Below are 17,728 nucleotides of genomic sequence, written 5' to 3'. Positions count from 1 at the left end.
CAGGCGGTCGTGCTGCAACTGCTAGATCGCCTGCGGCGCGAGAACGACATCGCGCTGCTGTTCGTCAGCCACGATCTCAACGTGGTCCGCATGCTGTGCGACCGCACCATCGTGCTGCGCAACGGCGGCATCGTGGAACAGGGCGAAAGCCGGGCGCTGTTCGATAATCCGAAGACCGATTACACCCGCAAGCTGGTCGAGGCGATCCCGCATATCGAGACCGGAGAGGCGCTGGCGGCTGCGCTTTAAGGCCTTGCGAGTCAACGTGGGTCGGCCAAAAAGTCGATCAGATCCCGCTGGCGATGGCGCATTTAGTGGCATACCATTTGCTTGCAAATGGGCTCGGTTTCACTTGCCCTTGGCCAATGAACAGCTGGCATCACGGCATTACTGGGAGGACTTCATGGATCGCAGGACCGTATTGAAGGGACTGGCTGGCGCGGGCGGTCTGGCATTGACGGGTGGCCTCTCGGCCCCGGCGATCGCACAGGGTGCGGCGGCCCGGACCCTGCGTTTCGTGCCACAGGCCAATCTTGCCAATTTCGACCCGATCTGGGGCACCCAATATGTCGTGCGCAATGCGGCCGCGATGGTCTGGGATACGCTTTACGGCATCGATTCCTCGCTGCAGCCGCAGCGGCAGATGGTCGAGTCCGAGGAAGTGACCGACGACGGCACGACCTGGACCTTCAAGCTGCGCCCAGGCCTCAAATTCCATGACGGCGAGCCGGTGCTGAGCAAGGACGTCGTCGCGAGCCTTGCGCGCTGGTCGGCCCGCGATCCGATGGGATTGATGATCAAGGCGCTCCAGCAGGAATTGACCGCCGTCGACGACCGCACCTTCAAATGGGTGCTCAAGCAGCCCTTCCCGAAGATGCTGTACGCGCTGGCCAAGAACAACTCGCCGTGCGGCTTCATCATGCCGGAGCGCATCGCGCAGACCGATCCGTTTAAGCAGATCACCGACTATATCGGCTCCGGGCCGATGAAATTCGCCAAGGGCGAGTGGGTGCCCGGCGCGAAGGCTGTATTCGAGAAGTTCGCCGATTATGCGCCGCGGCAGGAGAAGGCATCCTGGCTCGCGGGCGGCAAGCAGATGCTGGTCGACCGCATCGAATGGATCGTGATGCCAGACCCGGCGACCGCAGCCGCAGCGCTGCAAAACGGCGAAGTCGACTGGTGGGAGAGCCCGATCGCGGATCTCGTTCCGGTCCTGAAGAAGAACAAGAACATCAGCGTCGACATCGGCGATCCACTCGGTAATGTCGGCTCGTTCCGCATGAACCACCTGTTTGCGCCCTTCAACGACGTGCGGGCGCGGCGCGCGGTGCTGATGGCGATGAGCCAGGAAGACTACATGCGCGCGATCGTCGGCGACGACACCGCGCTGTGGCGGCCGCTCCCCGGCTTCTTCACACCGGATACGCCACTCTATTCCGAGGTGGGCGGTGAGATCCTCAAGGGCAAGCGCGATCTCGACGCCGCCAAGAAGCTGCTCGCCGAGAGCGGCTATTCCGGCCAGCCGGTGACATGCCTCGTGGCGCAGGACCAGCCGATCACCAAGGCGCAGGGCGACGTGACCGCCGACCTCCTCAAGAAGCTCGGCATGAATGTCGATTTCGTCGCCACCGACTGGGGCACGGTCGGCTCCCGCCGCGCGCAGAAGACGCCGCCGGGACAGGGCGGCTGGAACATGTTCCACACCTGGCATGCGGGCGCGGACTGCATCAATCCGGCGCCGTACACCGCCATTCGCGCCAACGGCGACAAGGCCTGGTTCGGCTGGCCGAACAGCCCCGGCACCGAGAAGGAGGTGGCGGCCTGGTTCGAGGCCAAGAACCTCGACGAGGAGAAGGCCGCCATCGGCCGGCTCAACAAGGCGGCGCTCGATGACGTCGTCTACGCGCCGACCGGCTTCTTCCTGAGCTACACGGCCTGGCGCAAGAACGTCTCCGGCATCACCAAGGGGCCGCTGCCGTTCTTCTGGGGCGTGTCGAAGTCCGCATGATCGAGCGCTGAGGCCAGATGCTCTCCTACATCCTCCGTCGCATCGTCGCGACTTTGCCGGTCATGGCCATCGTCGCGCTGTTCGTGTTCAGCCTGCTTTACATCGCGCCCGGTGATCCGGCCGTGGTGATCGCAGGCGATCAGGCAAGCCCGGAGGATGTGGAACGCATCCGCCAGAGCCTCGGCCTCGACCGGCCCTTCCTGATCCAGTTCGGCAGCTGGGTCTGGCGCATCCTGCATGGCGATCTCGGCACCTCGATCTTCACCAATCTGCCGGTCTCTGCGATGATCGGGCAGCGTCTCGGACCAACGCTGTCGCTGATGATCGTGACGCTGCTGCTCACGATCGTGGTCGCGGTGCCGCTCGGCGTGGTGGCGGCCTGGAAGGCCGGCAGCCTGATCGACCGCGTCATCATGGGCTTTGCCGTGTTCGGTTTCTCGCTGCCCGTCTTCGTCGTCGGCTACATGCTCGCCTACGTCTTCGCGCTGGAGCTCGAATGGCTGCCGGTGCAAGGCTACACGCCGCTCGCCCAGGGCTTCTGGCCGTGGCTGGAAAACCTGATCCTGCCGGCGGTCGCGCTCGGCTGCGTCTACATCGCGCTGGTCGCGCGCATCACCCGCGCCGCCATGCTCGAAGTGTTGCAGCAGGACTATATCCGCACCGCTAAGGCCAAGGGCCTCGGGCAGGGCGGCATCCTGTTCATTCACGCGCTGAAGAACGCGTCGGTGCCGATCGTCACCGTGATCGGGATCGGCATTGCGCTGCTGATCGGCGGCGCGGTCGTCACCGAAAGCGTGTTCGCGATTCCCGGCCTCGGCCGGCTCACGATCGACGCGATCCTGCGCCGCGACTATCCCGTCATCCAGGGCATCGTGCTGCTGTTCAGCTTCGTCTACGTCCTCGTCAATCTGATGATCGACGTCACCTATACGCTCGTTGACCCGAGGATCCGCTATTGACCGACACCACCGTCAATCCGCAATCGCTTCCGGCCGGCCTCGTCCTTGCGCCGCAACTGCCGGAGATCCTCCGGCCGGTCAAGATCCGGCGCGGCTTCGTCGGCCTGATGCGCGGCCATCCGACGGTCGCGATCGGCGGCGCGCTGCTGCTGACCCTCGTGCTGATCGCGGTCTTCGCGCCCTATCTCGGCACGGTCGACCCGACCGCGCTGGCGCCCGCAAAACGCACGCGCGCGCCGTCGGCTGATTTCTGGTTCGGCACCGACGTGCTCGGCCGCGACATCTATTCGCGCGTGCTCTTTGGCGCCCGGGTCTCGCTCACGGTCGGCCTGTCGGTTGCGATCTTCGCGTCTGCGGCGGGTCTTGCCATCGGCATGATCTCGGGTTTCATCCGCTGGGCTGACGGCATCCTGATGCGCTTCATGGATGGCCTGATGTCGATTCCACCGATCCTGCTCGCCATCGCGCTGATGGCCTTGACGCGAGGTAGCGTCGGCAACGTCATCCTCGCCATCACCATCGCAGAGATTCCACGTGTTTCCCGTCTTGTCCGTAGTGTGGTGCTGTCGCTGCGCGAGCAGCCCTATGTGGACGCGGCGGTGGCCTGCGGCACGCGCACGCCGATGATCATCCTGCGCCACATCCTGCCCAACACGGTTGCGCCGATGCTGGTGCAGGCGACTTATATCTGCGCCAGCGCCATGATCACGGAAGCGATCCTGTCCTTCATCGGCGCCGGCACGCCGCCCACCATTCCGTCCTGGGGCAACATCATGGCCGAAGGCCGCGCGCTGTGGCAGGTCAAGCCCTATATCGTGTTCTTCCCGGCGGCGTTCCTGTCCGTCACGGTGCTCGCGGTGAATCTGCTCGGCGACGGCCTTCGCGATGCGCTCGATCCGCGCATGGCCAAGAGCCTGTGAGAGCGCGGGGCTTGACCACGATGGCGCTGCTCGAAGTCGAGAACCTCCAGACCCATTTCCGCACCCCCGGCGGCATCAACCGCGCGGTGGACGGGGTGTCCTTCCATGTCAACGAGGGCGAGACGCTCGCCATCGTCGGCGAATCCGGCTGCGGCAAGTCGGTGACCTCGATGTCGCTGATGCGGCTGGTCCCGGAGCCGCCGGGACGGATCGCAGGCCGCATCCGCTTTGCCGGCAAGGATCTCCTGAAGCTGTCGGACCGCGAGATGCGCGCGATCCGCGGCAACGACATCTCGATGATCTTCCAGGAGCCGATGACCAGCCTCAATCCGGTGCTGACGGTCGGCCGCCAGATCCGCGAGACGCTGATGATCCATCAGGGCCTCGACAAGCAGGCCGCCGAGACGCACGCGATCGAGATGCTGACGCTGGTCGGCATTCCCGAGCCGAAGCGGCGCGTGCGCGAATATCCGCACCAGCTCTCCGGTGGCATGCGCCAGCGCGTGATGATCGCCATCGCGCTCGCCTGCAATCCAAAGCTCCTGATCGCGGACGAGCCGACCACGGCGCTCGACGTGACCATCCAGGCGCAGATCCTCAAGCTGATGCTCGACCTCAAAAGACGCGTCGGCGCGGCCATCATCCTGATCACCCACGATCTCGGCGTCGTCGCCGAGATCGCCGAGCGCGTGATGGTCATGTATGCCGGCCGCAAGGTCGAGGAAGCGCCGGTGGCCGAGCTGTTCCGTTCGCCGCGCCATCCTTATACGCAGGGCCTGCTCGGCGCTGTGCCGAGGCTCGGCTCCTCGCTTGCGGGCACTGCGACGCGGCTCGCCGAGATTCCCGGGCAGGTGCCGGATCTGCGCAAGCCGATCACCGGCTGCGTCTTTGCCGGGCGCTGTGCGCTCGCGACCGATCTCTGCCGCCAATATGCGCCGGGTCTCGAAGAGAAGGGCCCGCGCCACATCGCGGCCTGTCATTACGCTGCCAAGGGAGCCGTCGCGGCATGAGTCCTCCGCTGCTCCAGGTCAACGACCTCAAGAAGCATTTTCCGATCAACAAGGGCCTGTTCGGACGGCAAACCGAATTCGTCTATGCGGTCGACGGCGTGTCGTTCGAGATCGCGCGCGGCGAGACCTTGTCGCTGGTCGGCGAGTCCGGCTGCGGCAAGTCGACGGTCGGCCGCGCCATCCTGCGCCTGTTCGAGATCACCTCGGGCCAGGTCATCCTCGACGGCCAGCGCATCGACGACGCCCATCCGAGCACGATGCGCCAGATGCGCCGCCGCGTGCAGGTGGTGTTCCAGGATCCGTTCTCCAGCCTCAATCCGCGCATGCGCGTGCGCGACATCCTGGCCGAGCCGATCCGCAATTTCGGCCTCGCCAAATCCAAAGAGGACCTCGAGGTCCGCGTCACGGAGCTGATGGACACCGTGCGCCTGCCGCGCGAGGCGCTGAACCGCCGGCCGCATGAATTCTCCGGCGGCCAGCGCCAGCGCATCGGCATTGCGCGGGCGCTCGCGGCCGAGCCCGAGCTGATCGTGTGCGACGAGGCGGTCTCGGCGCTCGACGTCTCGGTCAAGGCGCAGGTCGTCAATCTGCTCCAGGACCTTCAGCAGAAGTTCGGCCTCGCGCTGCTGTTTATCAGCCATGACCTCGCCATCGTCGAGCACATGACCCATCGCGTCGCGGTGATGTATCTCGGCAAGATCGTCGAGGTGGCGCCGCGCCGCGAGATCTTTGCCGCACCGAGGCATCCCTACACCAAGGCGCTGCTCTCGGCCGTGCCGCTGCCGGAGCCGGGCGCCCAGCGCAATCCGATCATCCTCGGCGGCGACGTGCCGAGCCCGATCAATCCGCCGAAGGGGTGCCGCTTCCACACCCGCTGTCCGTACGTGTTCGACCGCTGCCGGACCGAGGAGCCGACACTCCGCGCGGCCGGAGACGAGCAGTGGGTGGCGTGCCACCTGGATGCATTGCCGACGCGGTGATCCGCGAGGCCGCTGGCCCGGCCGGCGTCACGGCATGCGGGATTTGGCCAGCACGCAGTGAATGCCCTTGTTGCCGTCGACCAGCTGCGTGACGCGGAGGTCGGCGGCGATCGAGCAGAGCGTGTAGGCATCCTGCGCGCTGAGGCCGCTTTTCTCCCGGATCAGCGCGATCATGTCGCGCAGCGCCGCCTTGGCCGCATCGTCGAGATCCTCATCAAAGCCCATGGTGATCCAGTCCGACGCCGTCTCCGCGCGCGGCGAGGTGAGACGGAGATCGCGGCGCACATGGAATTCGAAGGTGCCGGTGAGCGCGGCCTCGATCGCGGTCAGGCAGACTTCGCCGTCGCCCTGCAGCGCGTGGCCATCACCGGCCGAGAACAACGCGCCCGGCACGAACACCGGAAAATAGAGTGTGCTGCCGGCCCCCAGCTCCTTGTTGTCCATGTTGCCGCCGAACGCGCGCGGCTCCTTCGAGGACAGCCGGCCCCAGGCGGGCGGCGGCGCGACGCCGAAATTGCCGAAGAAGGGGGCGAGCGGCAGCTCCTGGCCCCAGGGAAGCTTTGCGACGTTGCGCGCACGGTCCAGCGGAATGTGGATGCGGCGGAGCTCGGGAAAATCCTCCGGCAAGGTGCCGAGCGTCGGCACCTGCAGATTCCAGCCCCAATCGCAGCGCAGCTCGATGTTGAGGACGCGCACTTCGAGGACGTCGCCGGGTTCAGCGCCCTCGATGTGGATCGGCCCGGTCAGGAGATGCGGACCCGGACCGCGGAAGGCGCTTGCCAGCACCTCCGCATGTCCGGGAACGATGTCGTAGCCGAGCGATGGATCGGGCAGATCGTCCGGCTCGCCCGACAGCGTTTCGATCGTGACCCGGTCTCCGGATGCGATCCGGAGCACCGGCTTCAATCGCCCGTCCCAGAGGCCCCACTGGACGTTTCCAGGCACAGAGCGCAGGACGTGGTCCATGCCGCTACCTGCCTGCGCTGCTCGCAACGATCGAGGAGGGCGAGGTGACGAGCTTGCCGAGCCCGAGATAGACGAGGCCCGCCACGCCAATTCCGAACAGCCAGCTCAGATCGGCTCCGCCCAGGAGGTTGGTCGAGATCGGGCCCTGCAGCGCGCCGACGAGGCCGTCTTCGACCAGCCAGCCCGCAACGAGGCCCGTGAAGAAGGCGATCATGCCGGCCCAGTTGATGTCGCCATAGGCGCTGGTCTCAGGCGAGCGGTAGAGCTCGGCGACGTCGATCTCGCCCTTGCGCTTGATGAAGTAGTCCGCGAGCACGACACCGGCCCACGGGCTCATCCACAACAGCAGGCTGATCATCCAGTTGTCGAACGCCTTCGCAAAGGACGGCGCGAAGATGAAGTACAGCGTGACCAGATAGCCGGCGACGCCGGTGATGACGGTGAGCCAGAAGCGCGAGAGCTTGAGCCCCGCGCTCAGCGCCGCCAGGGTCGCCGAATAGACGTTGAGGATGTTGGTGGCGATCGGGCCGTGCAGCACCATCAGCAGCACGAGGATGCTGACCGGCCCGCCGAACACCGCGCTGACCATCTTGGCGGGGTCGGTGTCGAGTGTCGTCGAGGCGATGGTCGCGCCGAGGATGCCGAGCCAGACCGTCGGCACGAACATGCCGACATAGCTGTACCAGAACACGGATTTCGACGGCACGCTTCTGGGCACGAAGCGCGAATAGTCGGAGGCCCAGGTCACCCAGGAGATGCCCCAGCCGACGCCGATCGCGGTCATCAGCAAAGTCAGCATCGCCAGATGTGCGCCCGGCGGCAGCGAGGTGGTGAGGCTCCAGTTGACGACGCCGGGGCGCGTCCAGGCCAGGACGCTCATCAGCACCATGATGGCGATGGTCGGCGGCACCGTGTATTTCTCGAAGGTGCGGATCGCGTAGAAGCCGTAGATGCCGATCAGCACCTGCACCGCCATCACCAGCGTGATGACGATGATCTCGATCAGCCAGGTGTCGGGCACGCCGAACTGGCCGAGAATGCCCATCGAGACCTTCACCGGGAAATAGGTGTTCACGCCGATCCAGCCCAGCGTCATCAGGAACATCAGGATGCTGGGCAGGTAGGCGCCGCGGACGCCGAAGGCGGACCGGCTCAGCACCATCTGGTTGACGCCGGTCTTGTGTCCCATCACCGTGAAGGTCGCGAAGATCGCGCAGCCCACGATGTTGCCGAGCACGATGACCGCGATCGTCTCCATCAGGCCGAGCTTGAGGATGATGCCGAGCGCGCCGAGCGCCCAGTTCACCGGCGCGATGTTGGCGCCGGCCCAGATCCACATCTGCTGCGGTCCCGTCGAGTCCCGGTCCGCATCGGGAATTGGCTCGATGCTGTGAAGATCAGCGCGAAGTTCGGAATCCGTCATGACATCCCCCAATACGAAGCACGCTTCGCATCAGCGCAGCATAAATCGTGCCATTGGTTGCATGGCGGGCGCAGGGCAAGCGCCGCTGCCGCATACAGCGTCGTCCGCGCCCGATTGCTGCTGCGTTTTCAAGCGCGCCCGATGCTCACGCGCCGGACCTCCCACTCGCTCGCGAGAGGCAGAGATCGTTGCACGGCCAAGCAGCGGTACGATGATAAATTGAGCAGCCCAACTCAAAAGCGCAGCAACTGCGCCTAATCGAATAGGGCAGCGGAACTGTCGCGACTTGGGTTGCCGGCTACGATGCGCTGCATCATTTCGATGAAGAGCGCCTGTTCCCTCTCGCTCAGATCGCCGAGCGTTGCGCGATGCGCGCGCCGTGCCGCGCCCTCGATCTTGACCAGCAGCGCGGCGCCGGCCGGCGTCAAGCGGCACAGCCGCGCGCGGCGATCGTCCTTGTTCACGGCGCGCTCGACCAGGTTCCGTGCGGCCAGTCGCTTCAATGCGCCGGTCGTCGTGGTGCGATCGAGGGCAATATCGGCCGCCAAAGTGGTCTGATCGGCGGTTTCGCGCACCGCCAGCGCCGAGAGCAGGCTGTATTGCAGTGGCGTGACCTCGAATTCGCCGCAGGCGTCCTGAAACAGCGCGACGTGAATCTGGTGCAGCCGCCGGATCAGATAGCCGGGGCGCTGCGACAATGGCCAGGGGCGGTGCTTGCCGCCGCTGCGACGCTTCTGTGCTTGCCGCAATGCACGCTCTCCCAACCCAAAACTCCGTCGCGCTTAGCTCGATTCGAACGCGCTCGCCACCACCCGATCATGGCACGAAGCTTGCTTTTGTCAAAATACGAAGCATACTTCGTATCCAAATGCGAAGCATGCTTCGTAATTCGAGAGCGGGGCAACCGCCTGCGCAAGAGCTTGAGGAGAGCGCCATGTCCGTCACTGCCAGCTTCGACCTTCTGCTGCGAGGCGGTCGCGTGATCTGCCCGGCCTCCGGTATCGATGGCATCAGGGATGTCGCCATCCGTAACGGCAAGATCGCGGCGGTCGCGGCGGACATCCTGCCGACCAGTGCGAAGGAGGTCGTCGACGTCAGCGGCAAGCTGGTGCTGCCCGGGCTGATCGACACCCACGCCCATGTCTATCAATATGTCTCGGGACGTTTCGGCATGAACCCCGACATGGTCGGCGTGCAGTCGGGCGTGACGACGCTGGTCGACCAGGGCGGCCCGTCCTGCATGACGCTGCCCGGCTTCCGTCATTTCATCGCCGAGCAAGCAGCCTCGCGCGTCTACGCGTTCCTGTCGGCCTATCTCGTCGGCGGGCTCGAGGGGCATTTCTATCCGCAGCTCTACAGCCCCGACGGCGTCGACATCGACGCGACCGTCAAGTCGGCGACCGCCAATCTCGACATCGTGCGCGGCATCAAGGCCCATGCCGAGATCGGCGGCTTCGCGCGCTGGGGCATCCGCGTCATCGAGATGGCGGCGGAGATCGGCAAGCGCGCCGACCTGCCGGTCTATGTGCATTTCGGTCAGCTCTGGGGCCTGCCCGAGAGCGGCGCCAACGGCGAGGATGCCGACACCATCCTCACCCGCGTGATCCCGCTGTTGCGCGAAGGTGACATTCTCGCTCATCCCTTCACGCGCCACCCCGGGGGCTTCGTCAACCGCGAGGGCGAGGTGCATTTGGTGATCCAGGCCGCGCTCGATCGCGGCCTCAAGGTCGATGTCGGCCACGGCAGCCACTTCTCCTACCGCCTCGCCAAGAAGGCGATCGCCGCCGGCATCATTCCGACCACGCTGGGCGCCGACATCCACGGCTACAACACCCATGTGCCCGCGCCGGCCGGCACGCCCGACCAACACGAGGACGACGAGAACCATCCGTTTGCGGGCCAGGCGAAGTTCAGTCTCGTTCAGGCCATGAGTTCGATGATGGCGCTCGGCCTGTCGCTGGAGCAGGTGGTGCCGATGGTCACCTCCAATCCCGCAAAAATGCTCGGCCGTAGCGGAGAGATCGGAGCGCTCAAGGTCGGCATGGACGCCGACGTCTCGGTGCTCTCGGAGAAGAACGGCCGCTTCGTCCTGAAGGACAATGAGAAGAACGAGGTGATTGCCGAGCGTCTGCTGCAGCCGGCCTTCTGCCTGCGCGCCGGCACGCGCTTCGACGCGGTCGCGCCGATCCTGCCGCAAGCTGTCGCGGCGTAAGGCCGGGCGGTGAAGGAGGGCGCGGGGGTGCGCAACGAGCGAGAATTTCCGTCCAGCAGTTCCGGGCAGGGCGTGGGGGCACGGCTGCCGCGGAAGGAGGACGACCGCCTGATGCGCGGCCGCGGCCTATATGTCGGCGATGTCAGGCTGGCCGGCCTTCAGGACGTCGCCTTCGTGCGCAGCCCGCTGGCGCATGCGCGTATCCGCGGCATCCACGTGCCCGAGCGTTATCGCGGCAGCGTGTTCACGACCGCGGATCTCGTCGGCGTCAAGCCGATCCGCGCGGTGTCGGGACTTCCGGGCTTCAAGGTTTCCGAGCAGCCGGTGCTGGCAACCGGCAAGGTACGCCAGGTCGGCGAGCTCGTGGCGATGTGCCTCGCGCCGACGCGGGCCGAGGCCGAGGACATCGCGGCTTCCGTGACGCTCGACCTGGAGGAGCTGCCGGCAATTACCGACATGCTGAAGGCGCGCGAGCCTGATACGGCGCTGGTGCACGAACACTGGGGCGACAACGTCTTCCTCGAGACCAATTACGAGGTCGACATCTCCGCCGCGCTCGATGCGCCGATCAAGGTGACCCGCGAGATCTCGACGGCGCGGCAATGCATGTCGCCGCTGGAAGGCCGTGGTGTGGTCGCGACTTTCGACCGACGGCTCGATCAGCTCACACTGCATTCGGCGGCGCAGATGCCGCACATCACCCGCAGCGGCCTCGCCGAGTGCCTCGGCATCGAGGAGGGGCAGATCCGCGTCATCTCGCCCGATGTCGGCGGCGGATTTGGCCACAAGGGCATTCTGCTGCCCGAAGAGGTCTGCCTGTCATGGCTGACCATGCGCTGTGGCCATCCGGTGCGCTGGCTGGAAGATCGCCGCGAGCATCTCGTCGCCAGCTCCAATTGCCGCGAGCACCATTACAGGATCACGGTCTATGCCGACCGCGACGGCAGCTTGCGCGGCATCGATTGCGAGGCGACGGTGGATTCCGGCGCCTACTCGTCCTATCCGTTCTCGGCCTGCCTGGAGGCCGCGCAGGTCGCGAGCATCTTGCCCGGGCCCTACAAGATGCCGGCTTATCGCTGCCGCACCTTCTCGGTCGCCACCAACAAATGCCCGATCCTGCCCTATCGCGGCGTCGCGCGCACCGGCGTCTGCTTCGCGCTGGAGCTGATGCTGGATCTCGTCGCGGCCGAAGCCGGCATCGAGCCCGGCGAGGTGCGGCTGCGCAATCTGGTGCGCCCCGAGCAGATGCCGTTCGACAACATCACCAAGAAGCACTTCGACAGCGGCGACTATCCGGAAGCGATGCGCCGCGCGCTCGCTGCCATCGACGTCGACGCCATCCGCGCGAAGCAAGGGCAGGGCGCGGCCGACGGCCGCCGCATCGGCGTCGGCGTCTCCATCTATTGCGAGCAGGCCGCGCACGGCACCTCGGTCTATTCCGGCTGGGGCATTCCGATGGTGCCCGGGCACGAGCAGGCTTCGGCGCGCCTGACGCCGGACGGCGGCCTCGAACTCCGCGTCGGCGTGCATTCGCACGGGCAGGGCATGGAGACCACGCTCGCCCAGGTCGCCCATGAGATCCTCGGCGTGGACGTCGCAAAGATCCGCATCATCCTCGGCGACACCGCGATGACACCCTATTCGACCGGCACCTGGGGCTCGCGCTCGATGGTGATGGCAGGCGGCGCGGTGGCGACCGCCTGCCGCGAGCTCGGCGAACGTGCGCGGCGGATCGGCGCAAAACTGTTGCAGCATGAGCCGGCCTCTGTGGTGCTCCAGAACGGCGAGGTGCGCGGCGTCAACGGCAGCGTCAGCCTGAAGGCGATCGCCCATACCTGGTACCGCCGCCCGCAGGACCTGCCGGCCGACGTCGATCCCGGCGGGCTGGAGGTGACCCAAGGCTACAAGCCCGTACGCGACAGCGGGACCTTCAGCTACGCCGCGCATGCGGCCGTGGTCGCCGTTAATCCTGATCTCGGCGAGGTGGAAATTCTCGACTACGTGATCGTCGAGGACGGCGGCGTGCTGGTCAATCCGCTGGTGGTGGACGGCCAGATCTATGGCGGCCTCGCGCAAGGCATCGGTACCGCGCTCTACGAGGAAATGCCGTTTGACGCCTCCGGCCAGCCGCTGGCAACGACGCTCGCCGATTACCTGCTGCCCGGACCGACGGAGGTTCCCGCCGCGCGCCTCGACCACATGGAGACGCCGTCGCCTTACACGCAGTTTGGCGTGAAGGGCATTGGCGAAGGCGGTGCGATCGCGCCGCCAGCCGCGATCGCCAACGCCGTCAACGATGCGCTGCGTCCGCTCGGCGTCGAGCTCATGCAGTCGCCGATCACGCCGCATCGGATCGTCGAGGCCGTGCTGGCTGCGCGCGCGACGAAAAGGAGTGCGGCATGAAGCCGGCGCCCTTCGCATACGAACGCCCGCGCGATCTCGATGCGGCATTGTCTATGCTGGCCGCAAGCAACGGATCCGCAAAGATCATCGCCGGCGGTCAGTCGCTCGGCCCGATGCTCAATCTGCGGCTGGTCCAGCCGGAGCTGATCGTCGATATCTCCGGCCTTGCCGAGCTCAAGCGCGCGGAGGTGTTCGGCGGTGAGCTTGTGCTGGGTGCCCTGGTCACGCATGCCGATATCGAGGACGGCCGCACCGCCGACGTGACGCGCGGCGCGATGCGCGGCGTCGCCGCCAATATCGCCTATCGCGCGGTGCGCAACCGCGGCACCATCGGCGGCTCGCTCAGTCACGCCGATCCCGCGGCGGACTGGATCTCGGCGCTCGCCGCGCTCGGCGCGCGCGTGACGTTGCGCAGCCTTGCCGGTGCGCGCACCCTGGCCATCGAAGCCTTCATCGTCGGTGCATTGGAATCGGCGCTGCATCCCGGCGAGATCGTCGAGGCGGTTCATGTCCCGGCGCGAGCGCCGGCGGCGCATTGGGGTTACGCCAAGAGCTGCCGCAAGACCGGCGAGTTCGCCCATGCCATCGGCGCCGTGCTGATCGATCCCGCCGCCGCGACCGCTCGCGTCGTGATCGGTGCGATCGACACAGCGCCGGTCGTCATGACCGAGGCGGCGGAGCTGTTCGGCGGACGGATTGACGCCGACTACAAGCAGCGTTTCGACGCTGGCGTCGCCGACGCTGTTCTGGCCAAGGCCGGGATCGACGATGCCGCGCAGCGCCACATCCATGTCAGCGTGTTGAAGCGCGCCGTCCTGGAGGCCGCGGCATGACCACGATCGCGCTTCAGGTCAACCGGCGTGCGGTGGAGGTCTCGGCCGAGCCGCGCACCAGCCTTGCCGATTTCGTCCGCGACAAGCTCGATCTCACCGGCACCCATCTCGGCTGTGAGCACGGCGTCTGCGGCGCCTGCACCGTGCTGCTCGACGGCGTGCCGGCGCGCTCCTGCATCACCTATGCGGCGGCCTGCGAGGGTGCCGACGTCACGACTATCGAAGGCCTCGACGAGGACGAGATCACGACCGAGCTGCGCGCCGCCTTCACCCGCGAGCATGCGCTGCAATGCGGCTATTGCACCCCCGGCATGCTGGTCTCGGCGCGCGACCTCGTGCTGCGTCTGCCGGATGCCGACGAGCGACGTATCCGCGTCGGCCTCAGCGGCAATCTCTGCCGCTGTACCGGCTATGTCGGAATCGTGCGGGCGGTGCAGTCCGTGATCGAGGCGAGGCGCGCGCGCAGCATCGCGCCGGTGGCGGATGGCGGCCGGACCCTGCTTGGTCCTGCCGGCTCGGGGCGAGCTGTATCCGACCGCAGCGAGCCGCGGCCTGTGCGGCAGGCGCCGGTTCCGGCGTCGGAGAACGCCGCGACGGGCGGCATCTCCGACTTCACCCCGGCGACCGTTCTTGACCAGCGCTTCACGCTGCAGCATCCGCCGGCAAAAGTGTTCGCTATGTTCGACGACATCGCAGGCATCGCGGCCTGCCTTCCCGGCGTATCGCTGAAATCGCCGCCAAGGCCGGAGCGCGTGGAAGGATTGATCCGCGTCAGGCTCGGACCGATCGCAGCAAGCTTCGAGGGTGCCGCGCGCATCGAGCGCGATCCTGCGACGCTATCGGGACGCATCGTCGGCATCGGCACCGACCAGCGCAGCCATTCGGCGACGCAAGGTGAAATCCGCTATCGCCTGCTTCCGCTCGAAGGCGGAGCAGCGACCGCCGTTGAACTCGCGATCGGCTACACGCTCACGGGAATGCTGGCGCAGGTCGGTCGTCCCGGCCTGGTGCGGGATCTCGCCAAGCGCCTCGTTGCAGAGTTCGCCGCAAATCTCGATCGCCACATGTCCGGCATGCCGTCAGGGCAGGGGGCTCCGGCGGCGCTCAGTTTCTGGTCGATCGTATCGGACGTTCTGCGCGCACGGATCGCCCGCATTCTTCACCGGGGGTGATCGGTGTGCTCGCACATTGGGAAGTGACGAAGCCTGGACTGTCATAACAATCAACAGCGTTGAATTTGGAGAGACAAGATGACACGAACACTCGGACTAGTCGGGACAATCGCGCTGGCGACGGCCTTGTGCGGTGGCGCTGTTCAGGCGCAGACCATCAAGATCGGTGTCAACGAGCCGTTGACCGGCGCCTTCGCGGCCTCCGGCACGTATGTCGTCAACGGCGCCAAGATCGCCGCCGACGAGATCAACGCCAAGGGCGGCATCCTCGGCAAGAAGATCGAGCTTGTCATCGAGGACAACAAGAGCAACCCGACGGAAGCCGCCGCCGTCGCCGAAAAACTCATCACCAGTGACAAGGTGCCGGTGCTGATGGGCGCCTGGGGCTCGAGCCTGACACTCGCGGTGATGCCGAAGCTGATGGAATATGAGACCCCGATGGTGGTGGAGACCTCGTCCTCGGGCAAGATCACGACGACGGGCAATCCCTTCATCTTCCGCATTTCACCGCCCTCGGCGGTCGAGGCCGCGGCGTTCAAGGGCATCGTCGACAAGCTCGCGCCGAAGAAGGTGGACTTCCTCGTCATCAACAACGATTGGGGCCGCGGCACCGCCGAGGATTTCAGCAAGATGATGAAGGAGAAGGGCATCACCATCGGCCTCGTGGAGACCATGGACCAGGGCGCGCAGGACATGAGCGCGCAGCTCTCCAAGATCAAGGGCTCGGATTCCGAGACGGTGATCGTCACGACCGCCGTCGATCAGCTCACCCTGATCTTCAAGCAGGCGGCCGCGCTGGGCCTGAAGAAGCGCATCATCACCACCGGCGGCTCGCAGAACCCGGATCAGATCATCGCCCAGGCTGGTGCCGCCGCCAACGGCACCATGCATCTGACCACGTTCCTGCCCTGGTTCCCCGACAAGACGCCGAACCCGGAAGCGACCAACTATTTCATCACGGAATGGAAGAAGCGCGGCTTCGAGTTCGCCGGCTGCACCGAGAGTTTTCGCGGTTATGACGGCATCCGCACCGCGGCGGCCGCGATCGAGAAGGCCGGCAAGGCCGAGCCTGCCGCGATCAAGGCGGCGCTCTGGGACATCAACATCAAGGGGCTGAACGGCAACATCGTGTTCCGCAAGTCCGGCCCCGAGGGCAAGGAGAGCGGTCAGAGCCAGCCGAACGTCTATCTCATCGAGATCAACGACGGCAAGGTCGAGATGAAGACGCTCTAAACCATTGGCAGCGAGAGCGGCACGCCGCCGCTCTCGCCGACATCCAGGATATCCGGGAACAGACTTGAGCGAATTCCTCCAGCATCTGATCAACATGCTCGTGCTCGGCGGCACCTACGCGCTGCTGGGGATCGGGCTGACCTTGATCTTCGGCATCATGAACGTCGTGAACTTCACGCATGGCGTGCTCTACACGTTCGGCGCCTACATCATGTTCATCGTGGTGCAGCAGCTCGGGCTGAACTTCTTCCTCGCGCTGCCCGTGGCCGTGCTGGCCGGATGGCTGCTGGGCGCGGCGATCGAATTGACCTTGCTGCGGCCGCTGCGCGGCTCCGACATCGACACCACCATGCTGGTCATGATCGGCGCCTGGATCGCGATGCAGTCGGGCACGCTATGGATATGGGGCGGGGTCGCGAAGTCGGTGGCAACGCCGTTTCCAGAGGCGCCGCTGGTGCTCGGGTCGGTGTCGGTGTCCTGGCTGCGTCTGTTCGTTCTGGCTGCGGCAGCCATGTTGATCCTGGTGACGTATCTCCTGATCAACAAGACCAGCCTCGGCCGCGCGATGCGGGCGACGTTCCAGGACCACGACACGGCCTCGCTGATGGGCGTCAATGTCGACATGATCTACACCTCGACCTTCGCGATCGGCTCCAGCCTTGCCGCCGCCGCCGGCGCACTGCTCGGCCCGGTCTACGTGATCTTCCCGCAGATGGGCGATCTCGCCGCGGTAAAGGCGTTCGCCATCGTCATCCTCGGCGGTCTCGGCAACATCACGGGCGCGGTGATCGGCGGCTTCATCCTGGCACTCGCCGAGGAGCTCGGCGCCGGCTACGTCTCGTCCGGCTACCGCGACGCCATGGGCTTTCTGATCATCATCGCCGTCCTGATCTTCCGGCCGACCGGCCTGTTCGCGCGCGCGGAGCGGGTCGGATGAGAGCGATCATCACCATCCTCGCGGTCGTGGCGCTTGGCTCGGTGCCGCTCTGGCTGCGCGATCCCTATCTGCTCAACGCGCTGATCACGACCGGTATCTTCGTCATCGGCGCGATGAGCCTCAACCTGCTGCTCGGCTTCACCGGCCAGCTCAGCCTCGGCCACATCGCCTTCTTCGGCATCGGCGCCTATGTCAGCGCATTGACGTCGCTCGGCTTCGATATCGGTCTGCCCGGCGATTTCCGCCTGGTTCACGCGCCTTGGCCGCCGATCGCGGGCTTCGTGCTCGCGATCCTGGTCGCCGGATTGTGCGGCTATTTCGTCGGTCTGCTCTCGTTCCGCGTCCGCGGGGCCTATTTCGTCATCGTGACGATCTCCTTTGCCGAGGTGGTCCGGCTGGTTGCGCTGAACTGGGTCGAGCTGACGCAGGGACCGCTGGCGCTGACCAACATTCCCTCCATCGCGCTGCCCTTGCCCGGCTTCGGCGAGTTGACGCTGCGCACGAAATTCCACAACTACTACCTGGTGCTGGTGGTGGCACTCATCGCCTATCTCCTGATCGCGCGCCTCGTTCATTCCCATTTCGGCCGCGCGATGCGCGGATTGATGGAGAACGAGACGCTCGCTGTCTCCGTCGGCATCGACGTGACCAGGACGCTGACCATTGCGGCGG

15 protein-coding genes and 1 pseudogene are annotated in these 17,728 nt (G+C 66.0%); 13 read left to right on the top strand and 3 right to left on the bottom strand.

What is annotated here, in order from left to right; all coding sequences use genetic code 11:
- The 6 genes from A5906_RS44360 to A5906_RS13805 form a co-directional block, all read left to right on the top strand.
- The coding region (locus A5906_RS44360; protein ID WP_488225977.1) for an ABC transporter ATP-binding protein at positions 1-249 on the top strand (249 nt) is incomplete at its 5' end.
- A 154-nt stretch (positions 250-403) separates the two neighbouring features.
- Positions 404-2,008 (top strand): ABC transporter substrate-binding protein, encoded by a 1,605-nt coding sequence (locus A5906_RS13825; protein ID WP_080135748.1) that lies wholly within the window; start codon positions 404-406, stop codon positions 2,006-2,008.
- A 17-nt stretch (positions 2,009-2,025) separates the two neighbouring features.
- Positions 2,026-2,967, top strand: coding sequence for an ABC transporter permease (locus tag A5906_RS13820; protein WP_080135747.1), 942 nt, complete (start codon positions 2,026-2,028; stop codon positions 2,965-2,967).
- Positions 2,964-3,887, top strand: coding sequence for an ABC transporter permease (locus A5906_RS13815; RefSeq protein WP_080135746.1), 924 nt, complete (start codon positions 2,964-2,966; stop codon positions 3,885-3,887). The genes A5906_RS13820 and A5906_RS13815 overlap by 4 nt, the downstream gene beginning before the upstream one ends.
- A gap of 20 nt (positions 3,888-3,907) precedes the next feature.
- Complete coding sequence (locus A5906_RS13810; protein ID WP_080135745.1) at positions 3,908-4,897, top strand: ABC transporter ATP-binding protein; 990 nt, start codon at positions 3,908-3,910, stop codon at positions 4,895-4,897.
- Positions 4,894-5,877: an ABC transporter ATP-binding protein gene (locus tag A5906_RS13805; protein ID WP_080135744.1), complete on the top strand. Its 984-nt coding sequence runs from the start codon at positions 4,894-4,896 to the stop codon at positions 5,875-5,877. The genes A5906_RS13810 and A5906_RS13805 overlap by 4 nt, the downstream gene beginning before the upstream one ends.
- Positions 5,878-5,904: 27 nt before the next feature.
- Here the strand turns inward: A5906_RS13805 and A5906_RS13800 are convergent, their stop codons facing one another.
- The 3 genes from A5906_RS13800 to A5906_RS13790 form a co-directional block, all read right to left on the bottom strand.
- Positions 5,905-6,843 (bottom strand): acetamidase/formamidase family protein, encoded by a 939-nt coding sequence (locus A5906_RS13800; protein ID WP_080135743.1) that lies wholly within the window; start codon positions 6,841-6,843, stop codon positions 5,905-5,907.
- A 4-nt stretch (positions 6,844-6,847) separates the two neighbouring features.
- A complete protein-coding gene (locus A5906_RS13795) occupies positions 6,848-8,266 on the bottom strand; it encodes a cytosine permease (protein WP_080136094.1) in 1,419 nt (472 codons plus the stop codon).
- Between the two features lie 254 nt (positions 8,267-8,520).
- On the bottom strand, positions 8,521-9,015 hold the full coding sequence (locus tag A5906_RS13790) for a MarR family winged helix-turn-helix transcriptional regulator (protein ID WP_167523646.1): 495 nt from the start codon (positions 9,013-9,015) through the stop codon (positions 8,521-8,523).
- Between the two features lie 185 nt (positions 9,016-9,200).
- Between A5906_RS13790 and A5906_RS13785 the strand changes: the two genes are divergently transcribed.
- From A5906_RS13785 to A5906_RS44355, 7 genes and pseudogenes are all read left to right on the top strand, one after another.
- Complete coding sequence (locus A5906_RS13785) at positions 9,201-10,478, top strand: amidohydrolase/deacetylase family metallohydrolase (RefSeq protein WP_080135742.1); 1,278 nt, start codon at positions 9,201-9,203, stop codon at positions 10,476-10,478.
- 9 nt (positions 10,479-10,487) lie between these two features.
- Positions 10,488-12,881: a xanthine dehydrogenase family protein molybdopterin-binding subunit gene (locus A5906_RS13780; RefSeq protein ID WP_080135741.1), complete on the top strand. Its 2,394-nt coding sequence runs from the start codon at positions 10,488-10,490 to the stop codon at positions 12,879-12,881.
- On the top strand, positions 12,878-13,714 hold the full coding sequence (locus A5906_RS13775) for an FAD binding domain-containing protein (protein ID WP_080135740.1): 837 nt from the start codon (positions 12,878-12,880) through the stop codon (positions 13,712-13,714). The genes A5906_RS13780 and A5906_RS13775 overlap by 4 nt, the downstream gene beginning before the upstream one ends.
- The gene (locus A5906_RS13770; protein ID WP_080135739.1) at positions 13,711-14,886 is read left to right on the top strand and encodes a xanthine dehydrogenase family Fe-S subunit; all 1,176 of its coding nucleotides are present in this window, start codon (positions 13,711-13,713) and stop codon (positions 14,884-14,886) included. Before A5906_RS13775 ends, A5906_RS13770 begins: the two co-directional genes overlap by 4 nt.
- A 78-nt stretch (positions 14,887-14,964) precedes the next feature.
- Entirely contained in the window at positions 14,965-16,119 is a 1,155-nt protein-coding gene (locus tag A5906_RS13765; RefSeq protein WP_080135738.1) for an ABC transporter substrate-binding protein, read from the top strand.
- Between the two features lie 64 nt (positions 16,120-16,183).
- On the top strand, positions 16,184-17,056 hold the full coding sequence (locus A5906_RS13760; protein WP_080135737.1) for a branched-chain amino acid ABC transporter permease: 873 nt from the start codon (positions 16,184-16,186) through the stop codon (positions 17,054-17,056).
- A pseudogene (locus tag A5906_RS44355) lies at positions 17,053-17,728 on the top strand (branched-chain amino acid ABC transporter permease); the annotation flags it as partial. The gene A5906_RS13760 and the pseudogene A5906_RS44355, both read left to right, overlap by 4 nt.

Origin of the sequence: Bradyrhizobium sacchari (assembly GCF_002068095.1) — a bacterium.
Classification (GTDB): domain Bacteria; phylum Pseudomonadota; class Alphaproteobacteria; order Rhizobiales; family Xanthobacteraceae; genus Bradyrhizobium; species Bradyrhizobium sacchari.
Note: the sequence above shows the minus strand (reverse complement) of the source record. Positions and strands in the feature narration are given on the sequence as shown.